The organism is Microbacterium sp. NPDC087592, assembly GCF_044743585.1.
Lineage (GTDB): Bacteria > Actinomycetota > Actinomycetes > Actinomycetales > Microbacteriaceae > Microbacterium.
Map to the genome: position 1 here is coordinate 330,224 of NZ_JBIUWT010000001.1, position 23,353 is coordinate 353,576.

General features: G+C 69.2%; 18 protein-coding genes. 11 read left to right on the forward strand and 7 right to left on the reverse strand.

Translation table 11 applies throughout. The features are described 5' to 3' along the window. Nucleotides 1-23: 23 nt before the first annotated feature. Nucleotides 24-1,388 carry an FAD-binding oxidoreductase gene (locus tag ACIOTO_RS01630; RefSeq protein WP_400856115.1) on the forward strand — a complete coding sequence of 455 codons (1,365 nt, stop codon included), beginning with the start codon at nucleotides 24-26 and terminating at the stop codon, nucleotides 1,386-1,388. Beyond that, nucleotides 1,381-1,788: an NUDIX domain-containing protein gene (locus tag ACIOTO_RS01635; protein ID WP_400856116.1), complete on the forward strand. Its 408-nt coding sequence runs from the start codon at nucleotides 1,381-1,383 to the stop codon at nucleotides 1,786-1,788. Before ACIOTO_RS01630 ends, ACIOTO_RS01635 begins: the two co-directional genes overlap by 8 nt. Nucleotides 1,789-1,804: 16 nt before the next feature. Here ACIOTO_RS01635 and nagB read toward each other — a convergent pair whose 3' ends face one another. The 5 genes from nagB to ACIOTO_RS01660 form a co-directional block, all read right to left on the reverse strand. Continuing rightward, nucleotides 1,805-2,584 (reverse strand): glucosamine-6-phosphate deaminase, encoded by a 780-nt coding sequence (gene nagB / locus ACIOTO_RS01640; protein WP_105711852.1) that lies wholly within the window; start codon nucleotides 2,582-2,584, stop codon nucleotides 1,805-1,807. Next, nucleotides 2,577-3,542 (reverse strand): ROK family protein, encoded by a 966-nt coding sequence (locus tag ACIOTO_RS01645; RefSeq protein ID WP_400856117.1) that lies wholly within the window; start codon nucleotides 3,540-3,542, stop codon nucleotides 2,577-2,579. The genes nagB and ACIOTO_RS01645 overlap by 8 nt, the downstream gene beginning before the upstream one ends. Before the next feature lie 43 nt (nucleotides 3,543-3,585). After that, a complete protein-coding gene (locus ACIOTO_RS01650; protein ID WP_372468770.1) occupies nucleotides 3,586-4,773 on the reverse strand; it encodes an ROK family protein in 1,188 nt (395 codons plus the stop codon). Nucleotides 4,774-4,852: 79 nt separating this feature from the next. Beyond that, nucleotides 4,853-8,116, reverse strand: a complete 3,264-nt coding sequence (locus ACIOTO_RS01655) for a family 20 glycosylhydrolase (protein WP_400856118.1) — start codon at nucleotides 8,114-8,116, stop codon at nucleotides 4,853-4,855. Then, nucleotides 8,107-9,324, reverse strand: coding sequence for an alanine racemase (locus tag ACIOTO_RS01660; RefSeq protein ID WP_400856119.1), 1,218 nt, complete (start codon nucleotides 9,322-9,324; stop codon nucleotides 8,107-8,109). The genes ACIOTO_RS01655 and ACIOTO_RS01660 overlap by 10 nt, the downstream gene beginning before the upstream one ends. A 26-nt stretch (nucleotides 9,325-9,350) precedes the next feature. Here ACIOTO_RS01660 and ACIOTO_RS01665 point away from each other — a divergent pair, with 26 nt between their 5' ends. Further along, nucleotides 9,351-9,755, forward strand: a complete 405-nt coding sequence (locus ACIOTO_RS01665; RefSeq protein WP_400856121.1) for a RidA family protein — start codon at nucleotides 9,351-9,353, stop codon at nucleotides 9,753-9,755. A gap of 104 nt (nucleotides 9,756-9,859) precedes the next feature. After that, nucleotides 9,860-11,350: a L,D-transpeptidase family protein gene (locus tag ACIOTO_RS01670; protein WP_400856122.1), complete on the forward strand. Its 1,491-nt coding sequence runs from the start codon at nucleotides 9,860-9,862 to the stop codon at nucleotides 11,348-11,350. Between the two features lie 63 nt (nucleotides 11,351-11,413). On the opposite strand, the gene ACIOTO_RS01675 is transcribed toward ACIOTO_RS01670, so the two are convergent. Further along, nucleotides 11,414-13,633, reverse strand: a complete 2,220-nt coding sequence (locus ACIOTO_RS01675; protein WP_400856123.1) for an NADP-dependent isocitrate dehydrogenase — start codon at nucleotides 13,631-13,633, stop codon at nucleotides 11,414-11,416. Nucleotides 13,634-13,809: 176 nt separating this feature from the next. Here ACIOTO_RS01675 and ACIOTO_RS01680 point away from each other — a divergent pair, with 176 nt between their 5' ends. The 7 genes from ACIOTO_RS01680 (at nucleotide 13,810) to ACIOTO_RS01710 (ending at nucleotide 22,504) form a co-directional block, all read left to right on the forward strand. Beyond that, nucleotides 13,810-14,268, forward strand: coding sequence for a GNAT family N-acetyltransferase (locus ACIOTO_RS01680; RefSeq protein WP_029262312.1), 459 nt, complete (start codon nucleotides 13,810-13,812; stop codon nucleotides 14,266-14,268). Nucleotides 14,269-14,473: 205 nt separating this feature from the next. Then, on the forward strand, nucleotides 14,474-15,487 hold the full coding sequence (locus ACIOTO_RS01685; protein WP_215067441.1) for a LacI family DNA-binding transcriptional regulator: 1,014 nt from the start codon (nucleotides 14,474-14,476) through the stop codon (nucleotides 15,485-15,487). Nucleotides 15,488-15,615: 128 nt separating this feature from the next. Beyond that, nucleotides 15,616-16,923 (forward strand): ABC transporter substrate-binding protein, encoded by a 1,308-nt coding sequence (locus ACIOTO_RS01690; protein WP_400856124.1) that lies wholly within the window; start codon nucleotides 15,616-15,618, stop codon nucleotides 16,921-16,923. A gap of 58 nt (nucleotides 16,924-16,981) precedes the next feature. Further along, a complete protein-coding gene (locus ACIOTO_RS01695) occupies nucleotides 16,982-17,947 on the forward strand; it encodes a carbohydrate ABC transporter permease (RefSeq protein WP_262003262.1) in 966 nt (321 codons plus the stop codon). After that, nucleotides 17,947-18,834, forward strand: a complete 888-nt coding sequence (locus tag ACIOTO_RS01700) for a carbohydrate ABC transporter permease (protein ID WP_136042701.1) — start codon at nucleotides 17,947-17,949, stop codon at nucleotides 18,832-18,834. The genes ACIOTO_RS01695 and ACIOTO_RS01700 overlap by 1 nt, the downstream gene beginning before the upstream one ends. Then, on the forward strand, nucleotides 18,834-21,068 hold the full coding sequence (gene yicI / locus ACIOTO_RS01705; protein WP_400856127.1) for an alpha-xylosidase: 2,235 nt from the start codon (nucleotides 18,834-18,836) through the stop codon (nucleotides 21,066-21,068). Before ACIOTO_RS01700 ends, yicI begins: the two co-directional genes overlap by 1 nt. Then, complete coding sequence (locus ACIOTO_RS01710; RefSeq protein WP_400856129.1) at nucleotides 21,065-22,504, forward strand: GH1 family beta-glucosidase; 1,440 nt, start codon at nucleotides 21,065-21,067, stop codon at nucleotides 22,502-22,504. The genes yicI and ACIOTO_RS01710 overlap by 4 nt, the downstream gene beginning before the upstream one ends. Before the next feature lie 28 nt (nucleotides 22,505-22,532). Here ACIOTO_RS01710 and ACIOTO_RS01715 read toward each other — a convergent pair whose 3' ends face one another. Then, nucleotides 22,533-23,348: a hypothetical protein gene (locus ACIOTO_RS01715; RefSeq protein WP_036303542.1), complete on the reverse strand. Its 816-nt coding sequence runs from the start codon at nucleotides 23,346-23,348 to the stop codon at nucleotides 22,533-22,535. Between the last annotated feature and the right edge of the window lie 5 nt (nucleotides 23,349-23,353).

Here is a 23,353-nt window from a genome sequence, read left to right on the forward strand (position 1 = left end):
CCTCTCGTGGTGAGCGCGCGGCCGTGAGCGTCCTGACACGGCTGAAGGAGACGCTCGGCGCGCTCGTCGACACCGACGAGACTGTTCTCGAGCAGGCCAGAGCAGACCGCTCCGGTCATGCCGCCGCCGGACGCCCGATCGCCGTCATCCACGCCGAACGGGTCGAGCACGTCCAGCAGACCATGCGCATCGCGACGGCCACGCGCACCCCCGTCGTCATCCGCGGTGCCGGCACCGGACTCGCCGGTGCCGCCAACGCCGGCAGTGGCGAGATCGTGCTGTCCCTGCGGCGGATGACCGCGATCCGCGAGGTGCGACCAGACGATCTGCTCGCGGTCGTCGAACCCGGCATCCTGAACGCCGACCTCAACACCGGGCTCGCGCGGCACGGCCTGTGGTGGGCGCCCGACCCGGCCAGCCGCGACATCTCCACGGTGGGCGGCAACATCGCCACCGGTGCCGGCGGACTGCTCTGCGCCAAATACGGTGTCGTCCGCGATGCCGTGCTGGGCGTCGACCTCGTGCTCGCGGACGGACGGCTTCTGCACCTCGGCCACCGGAGCGTCAAAGGCGTCACCGGCCTCGACCTCACCGCACTGGTCGTCGGCTCCGAAGGCACGCTGGGTGTCGTGGTGGGAGCGACCCTCAAGCTGCGCAGGCTCGTGCCCGGAGAGACCTGCACGGTCGTCGCCACCTTCCCCGGCGTGCGCGCCGCAGCCTCCGCTTCTGCCGCTGTCACCGCCGCCGGGGTGCAACCGGCGATCATGGAGCTGATGGATGCCGCGAGCCTCACCGCCGTGCACGCGCTCCTCGGTCTCGTCGCCCCGACGCCGGGGGCGGCCCAGCTCACAATTCAGACCGACGGACCCGCCGCCCGTGCCGAGGCCGACGCCATCGCGGAGATCCTCCGTTCCCACGGCGGGGTCACTGTTGTCTCGCACGATCGCGCGGAGGGCGAACAGCTGCTCGCGATCCGCCGATCGATGCACGCGGCGATGGCGTCACTGGGCACGACGCTCATCGAGGACGTCTCCGTGCCGCGCAGCGCGATGCCCGCCATGTTCGACGAGATCGCGCGCATCGAACGCGAGCACGGGCTCACCATCCCGACGGTGGCGCACGCCGGCGACGGCAATCTGCACCCCAACTTCCTCTTCGAAGGTCCGGACGTTCCGCCCGAGGTGTGGGTCGCGGCGGACGAGCTGTTCCGCGCGGCGATCCGCCTCGGCGGGACCCTGACCGGAGAGCACGGCATCGGCGTGCTGAAGCGCCGCTGGCTCGCCGAAGAGCTCGGTGACGACCAGTGGCAGCTGCAACGGCAGATCGCCGCGGTGTTCGATCCCCTCGGCATCCTCAACCCGGGAAAGGTGTTCAGCCCCGATGCCTGACATCCATGTGAGCGCGGCCGTGATCGTCGATGCCGAAGGCCGGGTGCTGGTCGTCCGCAAGCAGGGCACCACGCGGTTCATGCAACCGGGAGGCAAGCCCGAGCCGGGCGAATCCGCGGTGCAGACCCTGATCCGCGAGCTCCACGAGGAGTTGGGACTCACGCTCGACGAGAGTGACCTTCACCCACTCGGGACCTTCATCTCCGCGGCCGCGAACGAACCGGGGCACCGTGTCGTCGCTGCGGCCTTCGCGACATCCGTCGACCCCGGAGCCGTCACGGTCCAGGCGGAGCTCGCCGAACTGCGATGGATCACGCCGGCAGACGTCGCGACGCTCCCCCTCGCGCCCCTGAGCGTCGAGCACCTGCTGCCGATCGCCTGGCCCGCGCTGGCGGGCTGAACGCGCCGGGCAGACGTCAGATGCCCTGCCAGGCCGGCTTGTTCGCGAACGTGTAGCGGTAGTAGTCGGCAAGAGCGAGACGCGATGCCGCAGCCTCATCGACGACGATCGTCGCATGCGGGTGCAGCTGGATGGCGGAGCCCGGAAGGAGCGCGGTGAGCGGTCCCTCGACGGCGCCGGCCACGGCCTCGGCCTTGCCTTCGCCGAAAGCGAGCAGCACCAGGTGCCGCGCCTTCAGGATGGTGCCGAGTCCCTGCGTGATGCAGTGCATCGGCACGTCGTCGATGGAGTCGAAGAAGCGCGCGTTGTCCTCGCGGGTCTGCTCCGTGAGCGTCTTCACCCGGGTGCGCGACGCGAAGGACGACCCCGGCTCGTTGAAGCCGATGTGTCCGTCGGTACCGATCCCGAGGATCTGCAGGTCGACCCCACCGGCCGCATCGATGGCGACCTCGTAGTCGTCGCCGGCGTGCTGGATCGTCGCGAGAGCGCCGTTGGGAACGTGGATGCGCTGCGGGTCGAGACCGAGTGGTTCGACGACCTCGCGCGTGATCACGGAGCGGTAGCTCTCCGGGTGCGACGGGTCGATGCCGACGTACTCATCGAGCGCGAAGCCGCGCACCTGCGAGACGTCGCGACCCGCGAGCTGCGTGCGCAGCGCCTGGTACACGGGAAGCGGAGTGGATCCGGTCGCCAGCCCCAGCACCGCATCCGCCCGGCGTTCGATCAGCTCGACGATCTCGGTGGCGACCAAGGCGCCTGCGGCCTCGGCATTCTCGACGATGACGACCTCAGCCATGCGGGACGATCTCCTTCTCGGTGATGGATGCGCCGACCAGTGCGGCGCCGAAAGCGGCAGCGGGAGACCCGGCCGGAAGCAGTTCGATTCTCTCATCCAGGCGGAGGGACCGCATGAACGGCGACGCGTCGGCGCCGGCATGCAGCGCCGCACGTACGCCGGCCTCCAGGCGGTCGCCGAGAGCCGTGAGCCCTCCTCCGATGACGACGGTCTCGACGTCGGCCGAGAGCACGAGCACACGAACGGCGGCGGCAGCGCCGTGGAACAGGTCCTCTCGGAGCGCGAGAGCGAGCGGATCGCCGGCGTCCGCGGCGTCGAAGATGTCTCTGATCGGCAGCGCGCCCGGGCGACCCCAGGCCTTGGCGAGCGCTCCGCCGCCGCAGAACGTCTCGACGCAGCCGTGCTGACCGCATCCGCACAGGCGTCCCTTCGGATCGACCGAGAGGTGCCCCACTTCCCCGGCTGTGCCACGGGCCCCGCGCCAGATGCGGCCGTCGATCACGATGCCGGCGGCGACGCCGGTGCCGAGGTTGAGATATGCCATCGACCCGGTGACCCCGCTCAGGGCCGCCGCACCGAGTGCGGCCGCCTTCACATCGTTCTCCACACGGAACGGCATGCCGAGCTCCTGTTCGGCACGGTCGGCGAGATCGAGGGATTCCACGCCGAGGTTGACCGCATGGTCGACGCGGCCGGCGTCGGCGTCGACCAGCCCGGGGATGCCGATTCCGACGGAGCCGATGTCCGACAGCGACAATCCGACTTCATCGGCGAGCCCGCTGACGGCCGTCACGATGCTCTCGACGACGGCATCGTCTCCCCAGCCGGTGACCCGGCGGAGTCGGCCGATGATCTCCCCGGAAGAGTCGACGGCCACGGCGTCGATCTTGGTACCGCCGACGTCCAGGCCCACTCGAATCCGCCGACCGGCGGGGTCGGCAGCACGCGCATCGCTCATCGGATGCTGCTCCCCGCGGTCTCCGCGGTGGCGAAGGGGAGCGTCACGACACGCCCAACTGGCCGGAGAGCACCATGACGGCGGCGCCGCGCAGGACGATGTCCTCCTGGTGGGTCCGGCGCACGACCACGTCCTCGAACACGCCCTCGAGCGTGCGGGCGTGCAGCGTCTCGATCGCGGCATCGATCAGGATGCCGTCGAGCAGATCTGCGGGACCGGAGAGCACGACCTCGGAGAGGTCGAGAGCAGCGACGATCGGAGCGACGGCGATCGCCATGCGCGTTCCGGCGTCGCGCAGGATCTCGTCGCGAGCGTCGGAGTCGGACTCCAGCGCCGCACGCAGGCGGCTGACGCTCAGCCAGGCCTCGAGACAGCCATCCTTGCCGCAGGCACATCGGGGACCGCCGTCGGTGCCGACGACGACGTGTCCGATCTCCCCCGCCGCGAAGCGGCTGCCCAGCAGCGGCTGGCTGCCGGTGATGAGCCCGGCGCCGACGCCCTTGCCGATCTTGATCAGCATGAAGTCGGCCTTCGCATCGCCGAACGTGTATTCGGCGAGCACCGCCGCGTTGGCGTCGTTCCTGGCGAGGACGGGCAGATCGAGGTCGATGCCGAGCTTCGCCTCGAGCGGGAAGTTCGTCCAGCCGAGGTTCGGCGAGCTGAGGACGAGTCCATCGGGCCGCACGACACCGGGAGTTCCGATGCCGACGCCGAGCAGCGGCTGCGTGGAAGCGGCGACCAGAGTCTTGGCGAGCTCGTGCAGGGCCGCGTACGCCGCTTCGCCGTCGGGCGAGTCCGGCCGCGGCACCTCACGCCGTTCGAGCACGTCGCCGTCGAGGCTCAGCACCGCGCCGGTGAAAGCGCTGGGACCCGAGAGATCGAGGCCGAGGATCTGGTGGCCGACGCGGTCGATGTCGATCAGGATGGGCGGCTTGCCCGGACCTACGGCCTCGCGGACGCCCATCTCGATGACGATGCCGTCGGCGATGAATTCGGCGACCAGGTCGGAGATCGTGACTCGGGTCAGCCCGGTCTCTCGCGAGAGATCCGCACGACTCATCGCACCGGCGTGATACAGCGTCTGCAGCACGAGTGCACGGTTGTGGCCGCGTGCATGCTCGGGAAGCACTTTCGCACGCGAGCGCAGGTGGCGCCCCGGGCCGAAGGCATGCGTGTTCGCGCCGAGGTACTCTACCGGCGGCGCGGGACGCTGTTCATCCGAAACGGACATGTTTGTTAGTAGACCTTACGAACAAAATTTGTGCAACCTCTCCCCGCGGTCGCGCGAGGAGGGTTACCGAAACGTTACATTACTTTCGAAGCTCGGCGGAGGCGTCCTCCGAACGCTCGAGAAGCCGCGTCACCAGACCGGCGACGATGCGCTCGCGCGCCTCGACCGTGAGGGGTTTGCCGGGCACTCCGGGACGACGCTGATCGGGTGCAGGTCCGTCCAGTGGACGATACCGCACCCCCGCCGCGCGGAGACGGCGCAGCTGCATCGGCAGACGTCGACCGAAGTCCGCAAACGGTGCCGGGTCACCACCCTCCCAAAGCCGCTCGGCGATCGCCGACAGACGAGGGAACATCGCGAAGTCGACCCGATCACGGGTGGGCAGATGCTCGCTCCAGACGTTGGCCTGACCGCCGACGGCTCCGTCCTCGACGCGCAGGGTGTACGCCCGCTCGATCGTCAGTGGCGGGCCGACCCTGATGGGCTCCTCCGCGGATTCGGACTGCGGGTAGTCGAGGTACGCCTCGAGGTCGGGGCAGGCCACGACCTCGATGCCCCGCGAGAGAGCCGCGCGCATCGCGACCGGGCCACGCCATGCGAGAATCCGGACGCCGTCGGGCACGTCGCCCTCGAGCACCTCGTCCCACGCCAGCGCCGTGCGACCTCTGGCGCGTACATGAGCGACGAAATGGGCCGTGAACCACGGCTGCACGTCGTGCGCGGTGGCGAGTCCGAGCTCCTGCATACGCGCGGCGGCCGCGGCGCTCTGCGCCCACTCGGTCACCGGGACCTCGTCACCGCCGATGCCGATCCACTCCGAGTCGAACACGTCGCACAGCGCGTCGATGGCCGCGCGCCCGAAGGCCAGCGAGGCCTCGGTGGGCGCGAGCGTGCGCGGGTTCACGCCGAACCGCTCCCACGGCGACTCGACCGGGTCGCCGACGTCGGTGTTCCCGAGCTCGGGATAGGCGGCGAGCGCGGCCTGCACGTGACCGGGGAGTTCGACCTCCGGGACGAGCGTGACGAAGCGTTCGGCGGCGTACCTCACGAGATCACGCAACTCGGCGGTCGTGTAGAAGCCCTCATGGACGCCGGGCTCGACGGTCGCGAGCGGACCGTGGCCGCGCTGCGTCGCTGCTCGACGGGCACCGATCTCGGTGAGGCGGGGGAAGCCCGGCACCTCGAACCGCCAGCCCTGGTCATCCGAGAGATGCAGGTGCAGGACGTTGAGATGGTGATCCGCGAGCTGGTCGATGAGACGACGGACCTCTTCCACGGTCCGGAAGTGACGTGCGACGTCGAGCATCGCGCCTCGCCACGCATAGGCGGGCGCTCCCTCCCAGACTCCGGCCGGAATCGGCGTCGTCGCTCCGTCCGGGTCACGGAGCTGCCGCAGCACCGTGGCACCCCGGTACACGCCGGCAGGACTCGCACCCCGGACCTCGATGCCCGAGGCGCTCACACTCACGCGGAACGCCTCCGGTGCGATGCGACCCGCCGCTGCGGCATCGGCGCCGAGCGTCTCATCGACCACGAGGCGGATGCCCGGCCGTCCGTCGTCGCGACCGACTCCACCCAGCCGGCCCGCAACGGTGGCGAGCTCCGCGGTGGCGAGCACGGGTGTCTCGTCCGACCAAGCGAAACCTGTTGCCAGCGGGTCGATGCGTGCGTCGATGCGCGGCACCGTGGCTCGATGGGCCACCGGCGGCATCCGCAGCGCCCGCCCCGGCGTGGCACCGGTGGGCTCGCCGTCGGAGACCACGGGCACTCCGCCGACCAGCACCTCGACGATGCCGAGCGGTGGGGTGAACGGCTCGTCGAAGGTCGCGCCGGCAGCGATGGTCTCGGGATCGAAGAGCACCAGGTCGGCGGTCGCGCCGGAGCGGATCACACCGCGCGGAGCATCGTCGCGGTCGAGGCCCAGCCGTCTGGCCGGTGTACCCGCCAGGTGCTGCACCGCCTCCTCCAGCGTGAGGATGCCGAGCTCGCGCACGTAGTGTCCGAGATAGCGCGGGAACGTGCCCCGGCCACGGGGGTGCGGCCGCGCACCGATCAGGATGCCGTCGCTTCCGCCGGTGTGCTGCGGGTGGCGCATGATCGCGCGGACGTTCTCCTCATCGCCGATGTGCATCAGGATGCCGGTGGCCCCGGCATCGGCGATGATCGTGTCGAGCACGACGTCGACGGCTCGACGCCCCGTGGTCTCGGCGATCTCGGCGACCGTCCGACCGACCAGGTCGACCAGGTCAGGATGGGCCGTGCCGGAGATCTGGATCTGCGTCCAGTCGGCCCTCTCGCCGTGGAAGCCGTCGCAGCCGACCTCTTCGAGCTCGACTCGGACCGTCTCCCGACCGGCCGCGTCCAGCTCGGCGACAGCACGCAACAGGTCGCCCGTGGCGGCGAGCCTGCTCGGCAGCAGGGCAGCGAGCGTAGTGGCTCCCGGCAGATAGGGATAGGTGTCCAGGGTCACGTCGACGCCATCCGCGATGGCCTCATCGATGAGAGCGAGGAGCTCCGCTGCCCGCCCCCGGTTCGGGGTGAAGTTCATCGTGGCGTGGGTGAGGTGGACGTGACACCCGGTGCGGCGGCCGATGTCGAGCGCCTCCCGGTAGGCGTCGAGCGCTCCCCCGCCGTAGCTGCGGGTGTGCGGCGCCCAGTAGCCACCACGCTCCGCGACCACGCGGCACAGTGCCTCGAGCTCCGCCGTGTCGGCGTACATCCCCGGCGTATAGGTGAGGCCGCTCGACATCCCGAACGCACCGGAATCCAACGCCGCGCCGAGCAGATCGGCCATCGCAGCGATCTCGGCGGCTGTGGCCGGACGGTTCTCGTGCCCGACGACCATCATCCTCAGGTTCCCCTGCGGCACGAGGACCGCCGCGTTCGCCACGGTCGCGGCGTCGATCGCGGCGAGCAGGTCGTCCACGGTCCGCCACGGCACCTCGGCCGGCATCCCGTTCCATCCGGCGATCTGGCCGGGGATGACAGCGGCCGCGCGGTCGTCCGACGGGGCGTAGCCGAGGCCGTCCTGACCGAGCACCTCGGTGGTGACGCCCTGCCGGATCTTCGCCTCGTGGGCAGCGCCGCTCAGCACGGCGAGGTCGCTGTGCGCGTGCATGTCGATGAATCCGGGCGCCAGCACCAGGCCGGCCGCGTCGACCTCGACCGCCCCCTCCGGAAGCTCGAGGCTCTCGGTGGCGTCCTTCGGCAGGACCGCGGCCACCCGCGCGCCCTCGACCGCGACATCGGCGACGTAACGGGCCGCCCCGGTCCCGTCGACGACGGTCGCTCCGCGGTAGACCCGCACCAGGCCCGCTGCGGCCTTCTCCGCGCTCAGAAGCATGTCGCGACCGCCCCGATCACGCGCGGATCCTCGGCGTCGGGGTCGTCGATCACGGCGACCACCCGCCACTTGTCGAACGCCGTACAAGGGTGCGAGAGCCCCAGACGCACCACGTCGCCGACCGCCGCCGAAGAGCCGTCCGCCAACCGCAGGAACGCATGCTGATCGTTGAGCGCCGTGATCTCACCGTCGACCGACTGCGGGACCGGCAGATCGAGATCGAACGGCACGTCCCGACGGCCCGCGTCCAACAGGGCGAGGCCCTGTTCCGGCTGCGAGACGACACGCGACCAGGCATGCATCGCCGAACGAAGTGGCGCGGTTCCGGTCAACGGACCGAACGGCGACATGCGGGAGTAGAAGCCGTCATCGTGGATCTGGAAGGCACCCGACCGCAGGACGACGTCGGCCTCCGCGCCCTGGGGCGCGAGTACCGCGGCAGCCCGATCGGGGAACGAGCTGCCGCCCGCGCTGAGCACAGGGCGGATGTCCGCGGGGTACACCAGGCGCGTGTGCAGTTCGACGATCGTCCGGAGATAGGCGTCGACGGCCGCGACGGAAGCGTCGCTGCGATCCGGCCCGAACGGACCTTCGTACCCGGCGACACCGGCGAGTCGCAGCCCGGGAGCCTCCGAGATCGCCTGCGCGATCCGCTCGCCTTCCTCCACGCTGCGGGCGCCGGTGCGGCCCTGCGCGCCGCCGAGCTCGACCAGCACGTCGAGCGGCCGCTCAGCACCGCGCATCCCATCCGCCAGGATCGCGACGCCGGCGAGAGAGTCCGCCCAGCACAGCACCCGCAGCCCGTCATCGGCGGCGAGCAGTGCGCTCAGGCGGCGCACCGCCGCGGCATCCGTCACAGCATTGGCGATCAGCACCGTCGCGACACCGGCGTCGACGGCGACCTCGGCCTGCCACGGCGTCGCGACCGAGATGCCCCACGCGCCCGCTTCGAGGAGCCGCTGCCAGAGGGCCGGCGCCATCGTGGTCTTGCCGTGCGGCGCGAGCAGCACACCCTGCTCCCGCGCCCACGCGAAGACGGTCCTCTCGTTGTGCACGAGCGCGTCCTCGTGCACCGTGAGCACCGGAGTGACCAGGTCGGACAGGCGCAGATCGGCGCCCGCGACCTCCGAGAGTCGGAGTCCCGCAGCATGCGCCGGGAAGCCCTTCGTCCAGGCGCCGAGAACGGGATCCGGAATTTGTAGAGGCATCTAACAAGGCTACTAGGCTGGACGGCATGACCGCGAAGATCCGAGTTTCCACCGATGCCGCCCCCGCTCCCGCGCACACCTTCTCGCAGGGGATCCGCAAGGGCCCGTTCGTCCAGGTGTCCGGCCAGGGCCCGGTCGACCCGCAGACGAACGAGTACCTCTTCCCCGGCGACGTGGCCGCGCAGACCACTCGCACCCTCGAGAACGTCAAGGCGATCGTCGAGGCATCGGGCGCGACGTTCGACGACATCGTCATGCTGCGCGTGTACCTCACCAAGCGCGAGGACTTCCCGATCATGAACGATGCCTACGGCGCCTTCGTGACCGCGAACACCCCCAGCGGAGTCCTCCCGTCGCGCACCACCGTCTTCACCGGTCTCCCCCGCGAGGAGATGCTCGTCGAGATCGACGGCATCGCCATCGTCGACTGACCTGGCGCGGGGAGGGACGATATCACGGACCGTTGCCTCCCCGTTACCTCCCATCCCGTACCATTGGACCTCAGGACACGTTTGAGATCCGGGGGGTGAAGTTCGTGACCGATCTGATTTCTGCGCCGGGCGCAGCAGCCGAGGCGCACGGCGACGACGCCACGCCCACCGCCGTACTCACGCCGCGGGACTCGGCCACCCACGCCGTCCCGCCCACCACCGGCGAACAGCCGTTGGCGTGGGCCCCCGTCGAACCGGCCCCCAAGAAGCGCCGCCTCGGCCTCTGGATCGGGCTCGGACTCGGCGTCGTCGCCCTGGGCGCGGGAGCAGCCTCGCTGGTACTCATCGCACCGGGAACCACCGTCGCCGGAATCCCGGTCGGGTGGATGACACCGGGCGCCGCGGCCGAAGCGATCAGCACGCATCTCGCCGAGACCGAGGTCACGCTCACCGGCGACGGAGATGACGCGGTCCTGACCGGCGCCGACCTCGGCGCGTCCCTCGATGCGACCGCTCTCGCCGATGCCGCCTTCGCCGCCCGACCGCTGTGGAACCTCGGCATGTGGATGGGCGATCCGGTTCCCGCCGACATCGCCCTCGATGCGGAGAAGGCCTCAGCGGCGCTGCGCAGCGCCGTGCCGTCGAGCTTCCAAGACCCGGTGGACGCCGGTGTCGCATTCGACCCCGCCGGCGGTAAGTACATCGTCACGGCCTCGGAGCCCGGCACCGGAATCGACGTCGACGATCTCACCGCCGCCTTCACCGATGCGGTGGCCGCGGGGAAGACGTCTCTCGAATACCCCGGCGGTCCTGCCGAGGCCCTGCCTGCCGTCTCCGACGACGACGCCACCGCCACCGCCACCGAGCTGAACACGATGCTCGGGGCGATCGGCTTCTACGTCGGCGACGAACGCACCGTGCCGGTCAAGCCCGCGGTCGCAGCCACCTGGCTGACCGTGGTCGACGAAGACGGCCAGCTGCGCATCGAAGCCGACGCCCAGGCCATCCAGGCCACCGTCGACACGCTTCCGGGTCTCGTCGACCGGGCGCCGGTCAACGCCACGAACATCGTCGACTCCGCCGGCACCGTGTTGCGGGCCGAGCAGGAGGGCGTCGTGGGCCGCGCCGTCGGCGATACGTCGGGCATCGCCGAGCAGTTCGCTCAGCAGCTCGCCGCCGGCGACGGGGTCTACAAGCTCACCGTGGGCGAGACCGCTTTCGAGACGGTCAACCTGTTCCGCCGCATCGAGATCAACCTGAGCTCGCAGCGCGCCTACCTGTTCCAGAACAACGAGGTCGTGCAGTCCTGGGCGGTGTCGACCGGGTTGCCCGGCACGCTGACCCCGGCCGGCAACTTCAAGGTGTTCGCGCACACAGCCATCCAGGACATGGGCTGCTACGAGGGCGCGCCCTACTGCACCGAAGACGTCCCCTGGATCACCTGGTTCGCGCCGAACATCGGCTTCCACGGCACCTACTGGCACAACAACTTCGGCCAGCGGATGAGCCACGGCTGCGTGAACCTCCCGATCGATCTCGCCAAGTACGTCTACGACTGGTCGCCGGTCGGCCTCGAGGTCTCGGTCTACTACTGAACCGCTCTCCCGCGGACATGAAGAAGGGGGTGGATGCCGAAGCATCCACCCCCTTCTCGTGTGTCAGCGCAGTGCGTCGACGATGCCGTTCAGTGTGGCGGACGGACGCATGACCGCGGCGACGAGATCCTCGTCGGGACGGTAGTAGCCGCCGATCTCCACCGGCTTGCCCTGCACCGCGTTGAGCTCGGAGACGATCTTCTCCTCGTTCTCGGCGAGCGTGGCGGCGATCGGCGCGAAGGATGCGGCGAGTTCGGCATCCTTCGTCTGCTTCGCCAGCTCCTGAGCCCAGTACAGGCCCAGGTAGAAGTGGCTGCCGCGGTTGTCGATGGTGCCCAGCGCGCGGCCCGGGGAGCGGTCCTCCTCGAGGAAGGTGCCGGTCGCGGCGTCCAGCGTCTCGGCCAGCACGCGGGCCTTCTCGTTGCCCGTGCGGTCGGCGAAGTGCTCGAGCGATGCGGCCAGCGCGAAGAACTCGCCGAGGGAGTCCCACCGCAGGTAGTTCTCCTCGACCAGCTGCTGCACGTGCTTCGGTGCGGACCCGCCCGCGCCGGTCTCGAAGAGACCGCCGCCCGCGAGCAGCGGCACGATCGAGAGCATCTTGGCGCTCGTGCCGACCTCGAGGATCGGGAACAGATCGGTGAGGTAGTCGCGCAGCACGTTGCCGGTGACCGAGATCGTGTCGAGCCCGTGACGCATGCGGGCGAGCGTGTAGCGCGTCGCCTCCTCGGGCGCGAGGATCGTGATCGTGAGGCCCTTGGTGTCGAGCGTCGCGAGCCCCTGGTGCACCTTCGCGATGATCTGCGCGTCGTGCGAGCGGTTCGCGTCGAGCCAGAACACGGCGGGGTCGCCGGTCGCGCGTGCACGCGTGACCGCGAGCTTGACCCAGTCCATCACGGGGATGTGCTTGGTCTGCGTCGCGCGCCAGATGTCACCCTTGCCGACCGTGTGCTCGATGAGCACGGTGCCCTCGCTGTCGAGGACCTGGACGATGCCGTCTGCGGCGATCTCGAACGTCTTGTCGTGGCTGCCGTACTCCTCGGCGGCCTGCGCCATCAGCCCCACGTTGGGAACCGTGCCGATCGTCGCCGGGTCGAGCGGACCGTTCGCGATCACGTCGTCGATCACGGCCTGGTAGACGCTCGCGTACGAGGAGTCGGGGATCACCGCGAGGGTGTCAGCCTCTTCCCCGTCCTTGCCCCAGAGCTTTCCACCGTTGCGGACGAGCGCGGGCATCGATGCGTCGACGATCACGTCGCTCGGCACGTGCAGGTTCGTCGTGCCCTTGTCCGAGTTCACGTACGACAGGCGCGGCCCTTCGGCGATCGCCTTGTCGAAGGCGGCGGCGATCTCGTCGCCACCCGCCACGTTCGCGAGCCCAGCGAGGATCGAGCCGAGCCCGTCGTTCGCGCTGAGTCCGGCCGCGGCGAGCTTGTCGCCGTACTGCGCGAACACGTCGGCGAAGAACGCCTTCACGACGTGACCGAAGATGATGGGGTCGCTGACCTTCATCATGGTCGCCTTGAGGTGCACCGAGTACAGCACGTCGTCGGCCGCGGCTGTCTTCAGCGTCTCGGCGAGGAAGGCATCCAGCTCCTTGGCGGAGAGGAAGGTCGCGTCGATGATCTCGCGCGGCAGGACCTTGAGGCCCTCCTTCAGCACGGTGACCGTTCCGTCTTCGGCCGTGTGCCGGAAGCTCAGCACGTCGTCGTGGGCAGCGACCCAGGAGCGCTCGTTGTGCTTGAAGTCGTCGTGCCCCAGGGTGGCGACGCGCGTCTTCGATCCCGCGGCGAACGGCTTGTTGCGGTGCGGGTGCTTCTTCGCGTAGTTCTTCACGGCGAGAGGCGCACGGCGGTCGCTGTTGCCCTCGCGCAGCACCGGGTTCACGGCGGAACCCTTGATGCGGTCGTAGCGCGCGCGCACGTCCTTCTCTTCGAGCGACGACGGCTCGTCCGGGAAGTCGGGGATGTCGTAGCCCTGCTTCTGCAGTTCCGCGATGGCGCCCTTGAGCTGGGGGATCGATGCCGAGATGTTCGGCAGCTTGATGATGTTCGCCTCGGGGAGCGTGGCCAGGCCGCCCAGTTCGGCGAGCGCGTCGCCCACCTGCTGCTCCGGCGTGAGCTTCTGCGGGAAGGCGGCCAGGATGCGGCCTGCCAGCGAGATGTCGCGGGTCTCGAAGTCGATGCCCGCCTGACCCGTGTAGGCCTGGATGATCGGCAGGAACGAGGCGGTGGCCAGTGCCGGCGCCTCGTCTGTGTGGGTGTAGATGATGGCTTCGTCGGTCACCGGGAGGTTCTCCGCTCTTGTGGTCTATTTGTCTCGATACCAAGATACCTGAGTGGCTTCGGGCCCGTTGCCCCGGCCTCTCACCGACGTCCGGCGAGTGGTGACGATCGGCCAGTTCTGGACGAAATGTTCGACCGAGACGTGTCGGTTCCGGCCCGAGGGGTTAGCCTGGGTCCATGTCCGAACTGCGCATGGTCGAACTCTCCGCTGCGACGATCGTCGCCGTGAACAACCTGTCGCTCAAGCCCGGACAGGAGCAGTTCCTCGCTCCCGTCTCGTACGGGATCGCAGCCACAGTCATCAACCCGCAGACCTCCTGGCAGCGGGTGATCCTCGACCGCAACGAGGTCGTCGGCTTCGTCAGCGCGAACTTCGATCCCGAAGCACCGGAGGAGCATTTCCGCTCCGTGCTGTGGCGCATCAACGTCGACGCCGACGATCAGGGTCGCGGCGTCGGCCGCTTCGCCGTCGAGGCGCTGGTCGAAGAGGCCAAGGCGCGCGACGTCGACCACGTCAACGTCATCTACGAGGCCGGCGAGGGCGGGCCCGAGACCTTCTTCCACCGCGTCGGCTTCACGCCTGTCGGCGAGACCGCCTACGGCGAGGTCATCGCCGAGATCCGCGTCACGTCCTAGGCCGGCGGCGGGGTCTCGAATCCCCTCCCCCATCGAGACCTCGTCGCCCTAGACCGCGGGATCGCTCCCACGGTTGCGGAAGCTTATTTGTTGCGCATGACCACAAAAGGCTTGCGCAGGGCGACGGGTCGTGTCTATCATCGCTGGAGAAGCGTGAGCGAAGCGCTTCGACGATTGCTTCCCGCACGATGACGATGGAGTCCCGATGACGACGATCCATGAGGTGGCACGCGCCGCCGGTGTGTCGATCAGCACGGTCTCCTACGCCCTCAGCGGCAAGCGCCCGGTCTCGGAGAAGACCCGGATGCGCATCGAGGATGCCGTGCAGGCCCTCGGCTACGAGCCCGATGCCGGCGCGCGCATGCTGGCCGGTCGGCGCACCCACATCTTCGCCCTGACCGAGCCGCTGCGCGCCGACACGCATGCCCCCACCCACATGGCCTTCGTGCTCGCGACCGCGGTCGCCGCACGGCGACAGGGCTTCGACATCCTTCTCCTCACCGACGAACAGGCGTCCGAGGGGATGAACCGCGTGGCGGCGAGCAACCTCGTCGACGCAATCCTCGTGCTCGACGTCGCTCCTGACGACGAGCGCGTCCCCATCGCCCGCTCGGTCGGCACGCCCACCATCTTCATCGGCCTGCCCGACGACCGCGAGGGTCTGACCTGCGTCGACCTCGACTTCGAAGCGGCCGGTCGGCTGGCGGTCGACCGTCTCGCCGACGTGGGTCACCGACGCATCGCCCTGCTCGGTCAGACCGAGGTCTCGTACCGCAAATCGAACTTCCCCCGCCGTCTGCTCCGGGGCGCGCAGGAACAGGCAGCCGCCCGCGACGTCACTCTCGACTGGTCAGCCTCCGGTTCGGCGGTGACGGATGCGTCCGCCGTGCGTGCGTGCACGGAGACCGCGCTCGCCCGCGGAGACCGCGCGTTCATCGTGCACGCCGTCGACGACGTACACCAGGTGCTGCTGTCCGTGCTCGCCGAACACGGACTGCGGGTCGGCGACGACGTCTCGGTGATCTCCGCCGCCGCGTCCTTCGACACCGCGGCACTGCCGGTCCCCGTCGACACGATCCCACTCGTGCCGCAGCGATCGTGCGAACTCGCGGTCGACCTGGCGGTTCGCCGTCTGGACGACCCTCTCGCCCCCGCCGAGATCCACCTCATCCCGCCCGAGTACCGCTCGGTCGGCTCCGTCTCCCCCGCACAGGACTGATCGTCCTCCTCACTCTCTCGCCGGCATGTTCGCGATCGAAACGCTTCGACGATGCCTTGTCCACAACTGAACAATCCGACCCAGTGAAGTGTCCGGCCCATGGGGCCATTGAGAAAGGAGTGCCGACGATGGCACGCAGCACCCGCAGGACGAAGGCGCTGGCCCTGGTGGCCGCGCTCACGACGACCGGCATCGCGCTGAGCGGCTGTACGGCCGGATCGGGCGACGAGGGCGGCGACGGTCAGACCCTCAAGCTCTGGCACTACGAGGGCGCCGACAGCGCGATGGGCAAGGCCTGGGCCGAGTCCATCAAGATCTTCGAGAAGGAGACCGGAGCGAAGGTCGAGTTCGAGGAGAAGTCCTTCGAGCAGATCCAGAAGACCGCGAGCCAGGTGCTCGACACCGACGCCGCGCCCGACCTCATGGAGTTCAACAAGGGCAACGCGACCGCGGGCTTCCTCGCCTCCACCGGCCTGATCGCCGACATCTCCGACGCGGTCGAGGAGTACGGATGGGACGAGAAGCTGGCGCCGTCGCTGCAGACCACCGCCAAGTACTCGGAAGACGGCGTGATGGGCGGTGACACCTGGTTCGGCGTTCCGAACTACGGCGAGTTCGTCGGCGTCTACTACAACGAGGATGCCTTCGCTGAGGCGGGCCTTGCGATCCCCACCACCTACGAGGAGTTCGTCGACGTGCTCGACGCCTTCGTCGCCCAGGGCGTCACGCCGCTCGCGGAAGCCGGCGCCGAGTACCCGCTGGGGCAGCTCTGGTACCAGCTCGCGCTGCTCGAGGCCGACCGCGGCTTCGTCGACGACTACCAGCTCTACAAGGAGCCCGTCGACTGGCAAGGCCCCGAGGTCACGTCCGCGACCGAGACCCTGAAGGAATATGTCGACAAGGGCTACATCGCCTCCGACGTCTCGTCGGTCAAGGCCGAAGACGCCGGCGTCTCGTTCATCAACGGCTCGTCGCCGATCTTCGTCTCGGGCTCGTGGTGGTTCGGCCGATTCGTCGCGGAGGCCACCGGCTTCGATTGGTCGATGGCCGCGTTCCCCGGAGCGGACCTCTCGCTCGGCTCCTCGGGCAACCTCTGGGTCGTTCCCGAGAACGCGTCCAACAAGGACCTCGCCTACGAGTTCATCGACATCACGATGCGCCCCGAGATCCAGGCGATCATCGGCAACAACGGCGGTCTCCCCGTCGCGGCGGACACCGCCGACATCACCGACGAGAAGAGCGCGGCCCTCATCGAGACGTTCAACGGGGTCCTCGACGCCGACGGCCTCTCGTTCTACCCGGACTGGCCCGCGCCCGGCTTCTACGACGTGATCGTGCAGGAGCTGCAGGGCCTCGTCACCGGCGTGCAGGACGTCGAGACCACGAACAAGAACCTCGGCGAGCAGTACGACGAAGGCACCGCCGACTTCCGTTGATCGACCGCGGGGGCGGCATCCGCAAGGACGCCGCCCCCGCATCCCCCTGGAGATGAACATGTCACTCGCCACCCGCCGCGAGGGCCGCACGAAGCTGCCGCCCGAACAGCCGTCGATCCCGCAGCGCCGCGGTGGGACCGGGGCCTACTGGATCTACCTGCTGCCCGGCTTCGTGCTCCTGCTCGTCGTCGTGATCGTCCCGCTCATCTGGAACGTGTACCTGACCTTCACCAAGTGGAAGGGGGTGCGCACTCCGGAGTTCATCGGGCTCGAGAACTGGCAGAAGATCCTCACCGACGACGACTTCTGGACCTCGTTCACGAACTCGGTGTGGATGATCATCGCGATGGTCGTGGTACCCACGATCGTCGGCCTGATCGTCGCCGCGCTCCTGTTCGACGTCGTCGGACGCAAGTTCGGCGGCAAGGTCGGCAGCTTCCTCCGGGCCACGTACTACCTCCCGCAGATCCTCCCGATCGCCGTCGCCGGCATCGTGATCGGCTGGATCGTACGCCCCGGCAGCGACGGCGCCCTCAACCAGATGCTCGGGTGGTTCGGCCTGCCCGCCTACGACTGGCTCGGTCAGATGCCGTCGGCGCTCATCGTGCTCATGGTGGTCATGGTGTGGGTGCAGCTCGGCTACCCCGTCGTGGTCTTCATGGCCGCGCTCCAGCGCGTCGACCCCGAGCTGTACGAGGCTGCGGAGCTCGACGGCGCGAACTGGTTCCAGCGGTTCTCGGCGATCACGATGAGCATCATCCGCCCCGAGATCTTCGTCGTCACCCTGACCTGCACGATCGCCGCACTCAAGGTGTTCGGTCCGGTCTACATCATCACCCGCGGCGGCCCTGCCGGTGCCACCCTGGTGCCCGCGTACTACGCCTACCAGGAGTTCTTCACGAAGCGGAACGTCGGCTACGGTGCCACGATCGCGACGGTGTTGACCATCGTCGTGGTGATCGTGTCGATCATCTTCATCCGCGTCCAGAACTCCCTCGAGCGCAAGGAAAGGGCGGGTCTGTGATGCACGCGACCACCGCCATCGTCACCGGAAAGCCCGCCAAGACGCGCCCGCGCGGCGGCATGACCAAGAAGCGACCGATCGACTGGCTGCTGCTGGCTCTCGTCATCGTCGGCGCACTGCTCGTCATCGCGCCGTTCTACCTGGTGCTCGTGAACTCGTTCAAGTCGCCCGTCGACTACGCCACCTCCGGCCCCCTCGCCCTCCCCGAGTCGCTCGACTTCGGCGGCATCATCAAGTTCTGGGAGCGGGTGAACTTCCCGGAGAAGGTCTGGAACTCGATCTTCATCGCCGGGATCGTGTCGGTGCTCGCGGTGGTCATCTCGATGCTCAACGCCTTCGCGATCGGCATCGGGCGCGTGCGCGGTCGCTCGTGGATCGTGCTGCTGTTCCTGATGGCCAACCTGCTGCCGCAGGAGGCTCTGCTCTACCCGCTGTACTACATGTTCAAGTCCGTCGGACTGTACGACAACGTGTGGTCGGTCATCATCGTCTTCACCGTCATCCAGGCGGCGTTCGGCACCTACCTGCTCTCGTCCGTCTACGGCACGTTCCCCAAGGAGGTGCTGGAGGCCGCGTCGCTCGACGGTGCGAGCCGCTGGCAGATCCTGTGGCGAGTGATCTTCCCGATCAGCCGTCCCACGCTCTCGGTCCTGCTGATCTTCTTCTTCATCTGGACGTGGAACGAGTTCCTCATCCCGCTGACGTTCCTCGCCTCGAATGCGAATCAGACGGTTCCCGTCGCCATCAGCGTGCTCCAGGGCGACCGCTTGATGGACGTCACCACCACGAGCGCCTCGGCGCTGCTGGGCATCATCCCGACGCTCATCTTCTTCCTCATCTTCCAACGCACCCTCACCCGGGGCATCACCGCAGGAGCAGTCAAGTAATGAAGTTCACCGACGGGTTCTGGCAGCTGCGTCCCGGGGTCACCGCGCTCTATGCGCAGGAGGCGTACGACATCGCCGAGACCGACGAGACGCCGGACGGAACCGGCATCGTCATCACCGCACCCACGATGGTCATCGCGAAACGCGGCGACACCCTCAACCGCCCCGTGCTCACCACCACCCTCTCCGCCCCCGCGGAGGGCGTCATCCGCGTACGCATCGCGCATCACGCCGGTGGACGTTGGCACGGCGGCTTCTCGCTGCCCGGCGCGGGAACGGGAACGGCCTCGATCTCCGTCGGCGACCACGGCGGTGTGCTGGACGCCGGATCCCTGGTCGCCCGCATCACCCCCGGCGAGCCGTGGGACCTCTCGTTCGAGGTCGACGGACGCCGGGTGACCGGCAGCGGCCACAAGGCGCAGGGCTACGTGCGGCTGGCGGACGATGCGCAGGTCGATCGCGGGATCGTCGGCAACGGACGGCAGGGCGGCGCAGCTCCCCGCGCATCCGCCTACGTGCACGAGCAGCTCGACCTGGGCGTCGGAGAGCACGTCTACGGACTCGGCGAGCGCTTCGGACCGCTGGTCAAGAACGGTCAGACCGTGGAGATCTGGAACGCGGACGGCGGCACCTCCAGCGAGCAGGCTTACAAGAACGTGCCGTTCCACCTCTCGGACCGCGGCTACGGCGTGCTCGTGAACGACCCGGGCCACGTCTCCTACGAGATCGGCTCGGAATCCGTCGAGCGTGTGCAGTTCTCGGTGTCCGGCGAGGTGCTCGAGTACTTCGTGATCGCGGGTCCGACTCCGAAGGACGTGCTCGGTCGCTACACGGCTCTCACCGGTCGCCCGCCCGTCGTCCCCGCCTGGTCCTACGGGCTGTGGCTGTCGACCAGCTTCACGACCGACTACGACGAGCAGACCGTGAACTCCTTCATCGACGAGATGTCCGCGCGCGAGCTGCCGGTCTCGGTCTTCCACTTCGACTGCTTCTGGATGCGCGAGTTCCAGTGGTGCGACTTCGAGTGGGATCCGCGGGTCTTCCCCGACCCCGAGGGGATGCTCGGACGCCTGCACGACAAGGAGCTGCGGGTCTGCGTGTGGATCAACCCCTACATCGCCCAGCGCTCCCCCCTGTTCCGGGAGGCGGCCGATCAGGGCTTCCTGGTCACGCGCGCCGACGGCTCGGTGTGGCAGTGGGACCTCTGGCAGGCCGGTATGGGGCTCGTCGACTTCACGAACCCCGACGCCACCGCCTGGTACCAGTCGAAGCTGCGGGGCCTCGTCGCGCAGGGCGTCGACTGCTTCAAGACCGACTTCGGCGAGCGCATCCCCACGGATGTGGTGTGGGCCGACGGCGCAGACCCCGAGCGCATGCACAACCTCTACACCGACCTGTACAACCGCGCGGTGTTCGACGTGCTCACCGAGACACGCGGCGAGGGCGACGCGGTGCTGTTCGCCCGGTCCGCGACCGCCGGCGGCCAGACCATGCCCGTGCACTGGGGCGGCGACTCCACCTCGACCTACACGTCGATGGCCGAGACGCTGCGCGGAGGCCTGTCGCTCGCGCTCTCGGGGTTCGCGTTCTGGAGCCACGACATCGGCGGGTTCGAGGGCATGCCGGATGCCGGTGTCTTCAAGCGCTGGACGGCATTCGGGCTGCTGGGGTCGCACTCGCGCTTCCACGGCTCGAGCTCGTACCGGGTGCCGTGGGCGTTCGACGAGGAGGCCGTGGAGGTGACACGGCAGTTCACGCACCTCAAGATGCGCCTGATGCCGTACCTGTACCAGCAGGGTCTGGATGCCGCGGCGACGGGGGTGCCGCTGATGCGGCCGATGGTGCTGGAGTTCCCCGAGGATCCGGCGACCGCCTACCTCGACCGGCAGTACATGCTGGGCTCCGACCTGCTCGTCGCCCCGGTGTTCACCGAAGACGGAGAGGTCGAGTTCTACCTCCCCGCCGGCGAATGGACCTCGTTGCTGACGGGCGAGACCGTCACGGGCGGCGGCTGGCGGCGCGAGAAGCACGGGTTCGACTCGCTGCCGCTGTACGTACGGCCGGGCACGGCGCTCCCCTGGGGCGCCCGGGTCGACCGCCCGGACTACGACTACCATGACGGACTGCGGCTCCGGGTCTTCCCCGGCGGCGCCGGCAGCGCCACGGTCACCGTCACGGACCCGGATGGACGCGCCGAGGACTACACCGTCGACCTCGAGGAGATCACCGCATGACCAGCCTGCTCACGCCCCGCGACGACTACCGCGGCTCCGGACTCGTGTTCCCCGAGGACTTCACGTTCGGGTCGGCCACCGCCTCCTATCAGATCGAGGGAGCCGCGGCCGAGGACGGGCGCACCCCCTCGATCTGGGACACCTTCAGCAAGACACCGGGTCGGGTCTGGAACGGCGACACCGGCGACGTCGCGTGCGACCACTACCACCGTGTGGACGAGGACCTCGATCTGATGTCCGACCTGGGGCTCGAGGCCTACCGGTTCTCGATCGCCTGGCCGCGCATCGTCCCCACCGCATCGGGCGCGGTGAATCAGGCCGGGATCGACTTCTACTCGCGCCTGGTCGACAGGCTGCTCGAACGCGGAATCCGGCCGGTGGCGACGCTCTACCACTGGGACCTCCCGCAGTACCTCGAGGATGCCGGCGGCTGGACATCGCGGGCGACGACCGACGCCTTCGAGCGCTATGCCGAGATCATGGGTGCGGCCCTGGGCGACCGCGTGCACACCTGGACGACACTGAACGAGCCGTGGTGCTCGGCCTACCTCGGCTACGGCCAGGGCGGCCACGCACCCGGACGGCACGAACCGGAATCGGCACTGTCTGCCGTGCACCACCTGAACCTCGCCCATGGTCGCGCGGTGCAAGCGCTGCGATCCACCTCGACGGGCGACCCCGACTACTCGGTCACCCTGAACTTCCACGTGCTCCGCGGGCACGGCGACGGGGCTGCCGAGGCGATGCGCCGCATCGACGCCCTCGCCAACCGCGCGTTCACCGGCCCGATGCTGCGCGGCGAATACCCGGCCGATCTCCTCGAGGACACCGCGTCGGTCACCGACTGGAGCTTCGTGCAGGACGGGGACCTCGCCACGATCGCCCAGCCGATCGACGTGCTCGGCGTGAACTACTACTCGACCGCGACCGTGCGCCTCTGGGACGGTGTCTCGCCGAAGCAGCAGAACGACGGCCACAAGGGTGCCGCGGGCGGAACGGCCTGGCCCGGCAGCGACCAGCTGGTCGAGTTCGTCGAGCAGCCCGGTCCCTACACCGCCATGGGCTGGAACATCGCTCCGGAGGGACTGGAGGAGCTGCTGGTGTCGCTCTCCGAGCAGTTCCCCGAGCAGGCGCTCATGGTCACCGAGAACGGCGCCGCGTTCGACGACGAGGTCACCGGCGACGGTGCCGTGCACGACGTCGAGCGCACCGACTACCTGCGCCGACACTTCACCGCGGCGCACCGGGCGCTCGAGCGCGGCGTCGACCTGCGCGGGTATTTCGTGTGGTCGCTGCTCGACAACTTCGAGTGGGGGTACGGCTACGCCAAGCGCTTCGGCATCGTGCGGGTCGACTTCGACGACCTCGCACGCACCGTGAAGGACTCGGGGCTCTGGTACCGGGAGCTCATCCGCACCCGCACCGTGGAGGGCTGACCGCCTGACGTGCTTCGCCGGGCGGCCGTCAGGGGCGGTCGTCCGGCTTGCCGGGCTTCTTCCGGTTGGTCCAGGCGGCGATGGCCGATGCCGCCGCACCGGCTGCACGGTCGATCGCCTCAGCCGAGCGGCTGAGCATGTCCTGGGCCGCGTCCTGCCACGCCGCGTTCGGCGGGGCCTCGCCGGCCTGGACCCTCGCCGCGTGCTCGGCGGCCTCGAAGGCGCGCTCGAGCTCGGCGACTGCGTCTCGGTAGGCCGCGAAGTCGGCGGGGGTGGTCTTGCCGGAGACCGCGCGCCGCATCTCGGCCGCGTGTCCGGCTGCCCGCAGGTACGCCGCCGTGGCGGGGAGCTTGACATCGGTCATCGCGGGATAGGCGATCTGGAGCGCGGGGTCGGTCTCGTACCGCATCCACCGGACCGTCACGGCGTCGTGCGTGGCATGCAGCCGTTCCACGGGGCCGGGCTCGGAGGACGCCGGTATCGCCGCGCGTGCGGCGTTCAGACGCACCTGCCGGGCGCGCACGTCGGCCGAGGCCGCCTTGGCGTCGCGCTCCCGTTCCTTGAGCATGCGCCGCGCTCCGGCCACCTGTTCCGCTGTCGCGCGTTGCGCTGCGCGCTCCGCGGTCACGCGAGCCAGATCGGCACGGGCGATCTTCAGGGCGATGCGTCGCTCGGACGCGATCCGCTGCGCCGTCCTGAGGTCGTGGCGCGCCGCATCGACCTCGAGCCGACGCCCGCTCATCGTGCTGCTCCGGCGACGCAGACCGATCGCACCGGCCGTTCCCGCAGCGACGGCGGTCGGCGCGATCCACCACCACTCGGCGGCGAGCAGCAAGGGGTCCATGATTC